The sequence below is a fragment of the Rhizobacter sp. P1_G5 genome (genome assembly GCF_056405435.1).
This window is the reverse complement of record NZ_JBFUCB010000801.1, coordinates 1-2321: the sequence shown is the minus strand read 5'-3', so window position 1 is coordinate 2321 and position 2321 is coordinate 1. Positions and strand designations below refer to the sequence as shown.

General features: G+C 71.3%; 2 protein-coding genes. Both read left to right on the top strand.

Features of this window, described 5'->3' with window-relative positions:
* Window positions 1-512: hypothetical protein (locus tag AC1D12_RS31260; RefSeq protein WP_477845080.1), on the top strand; the 512-nt coding region annotated here is incomplete at its 5' end.
* The coding region (locus AC1D12_RS31255; protein ID WP_477845079.1) for a histidine kinase dimerization/phospho-acceptor domain-containing protein at window positions 509-2321 on the top strand (1813 nt) is incomplete at its 3' end. The genes AC1D12_RS31260 and AC1D12_RS31255, both read left to right, overlap by 4 nt.

Below are 2321 nucleotides of genomic sequence, written 5' to 3'. Positions count from 1 at the left end.
GCCACAGGTGGGTGAAGACCGAGCGGCCCAACCGCGTCGGCAACACCACCGGCGGCTCCTGGGCGGGCGTGATCTCGCGCGACTCCAAGGTGCCGGCTGCCACCTACTACCTGCTGGCGCTGATGGCCACCGAGCCGAAATCGCGCGTCTACGCCGCGCGCGGCTGGGACGGCATCGACCCGGGCCGCCGCTACCACCTGCTGCCGCCCAAGGGCAGCGGCCGCTTGAACGACTACCTGCAGGCCGGCTGGGACGCCACCGACGTGCGGCAGTACCTGCAGGCCTATGACGACACCTTCAGCAACCCGCTGCAGCTGCCCTACCTGCGCATCCCCGGAGCCTTCAGCTACTGGCAGTCGCTGGACCTGCGGCTGGCCGCCGCGACGAGCGGGCAGCTGAGCCCGCAGGCCGCACTCAAGGCCGCCTCCGTCGACTTCGAGGAGATCACGGTGCGGCTCGGGCGCGACGCGCAGCGCAGCGCCTTCCGGGCCTCGCTCGGCCTGCCGCGATGAACGGGCCGGCGCGCTGGGAGCGCTGGCATGCGCTCGGCATCGGCAGCAAGCTGACGGCCGCCTTCGGCGTGCTGGCCGGCGTCACGGTGCTCGTCGTGCTGCTGGCCTTGCTGGGGGCGCAGCACCTGACGCACGACATCGCGCTGGCCGAGAACCTGCGCCGCCCCGCGTCGCTCGCCTCGACGCAGGCGCAGGCCAGCCTGCTGAGCATGCAACTGCACGTGCGCGGCTACCTGGTGCTCAGCGACCCGCAGGACGTGCAGCAGTACCAGGTGGCCCGGCGCGAGTTCGAGGATCGCCTGGCCGCGCTGCAGGCCATGTCGAACAGCTGGGCCGAGACGGGCGCGGCCCGCCTCGTCAACGACCTGACGTCCGACTACCGCCGCTGGGAGGGCCTGCCGAAGCAACTGTTCGACCTGCACGACAACCCGCTGAAGAACCAGCCCGCGCTGCGGCTCTCGCGCGTCGATGTGCAGGCCAGGCGCGTGCAGGTGCTCGACGGCGTCAGCCGCATCCTCGAGCTGCAGCGCTCGCGTGAATCGAGCCCGCACAGCCGCGAGCTGGTGTCCGACCTGCTGCGCTTCCAGACCTCGTTCGACGCGATGGTGACCAACCTGATCGCCTATGGCGCGTCGGGCGAGCTGAGCTTCAAGCTGGCCTACGGCCCGCAGCTGTCCACCAATGCCGCGGCCTGGAACGCGGTGGCGGCCCGGCGTGCCGTGCTCGATGCGCAGCAGAACGCGCTGCTCGACCACCTCGCGCGCCAGCGTGCCGAGGTGACCGAGCTCGCGCTGCAGATCATCGGCATCCAGAACGGCGAGCGTGCCTACGAAGACCTCTACCTGTACCGCACCCAGGTGGCACCGCAGGCCGAGGTGATGCTGGAGCGCCTGGCCAGGCTCACGGCAGGCCAGCAGGCGGGCCTCGGCCAGGCGCTGACCGGCGCCGTGCACCGCATCGCCGACGCCCGCCTCGCCGCCGCGGCGCTCGCGCTGCTGGCGGTGCTGGCGGCCGTGCTGCTGGCCTGGCGCTTCCAGCGCAGCATCGTGGGGCCGGTGCGCCGCCTGACCGACGTGGCCGAACGCGTCGCGGCGGGCGACCTGTCGGCACGCGCCGCGGTCGAATCCGGCGACGAGATCGGGCTGCTGGCGCGCAGCATCAACACCATGACGCAGCGGCTGGCCGACACCATCGCCCACCTCGAATCGGTGTTCGCCGAGGCGCAGCGCGCCAAGGACGCCGCCGAGCTCGCCAACCGCGCGAAGAGCAGCTTCCTGGCGAACATGAGCCACGAGATCCGCACGCCGATGAACGCGATCCTCGGCATGTCGCACCTGGCCCTGCAGAGCGGCCTGGATGCCCGGCAGCACAACTACATCCAGAAGGTGAACGCCTCGGCCGAATCGCTGCTGGGCATCATCAACGACATCCTCGACTTCTCGAAGATCGAGGCCGGCAAGCTCGACATCGAGTCGATCCCGTTCGGCCTCGGCGAGGTGATGGACAACCTGAGCAACGTGGTCGGCATGAAGGCCGACGAGAAGGACCTCGAGCTGCTGCTCGAACTGCCGCTGCAGCTGCCGACCGCGCTGGTGGGCGACCCGTCGCGCCTGGGCCAGGTGCTGCTGAACCTGGGCAACAACGCCGTCAAGTTCACGGCCACGGGCGAGGTCGTGGTGGCGGTGCGGGTGCTTGACGCCGGCGACGCGGGCGAGGCGGGCGGCGCCGGCGGCACCCCGGCGCGGCTGCGCTTCGAGGTGCGCGACACCGGCATCGGCATGACGCCCGACGAGCGGCAGCGCCTGTTCC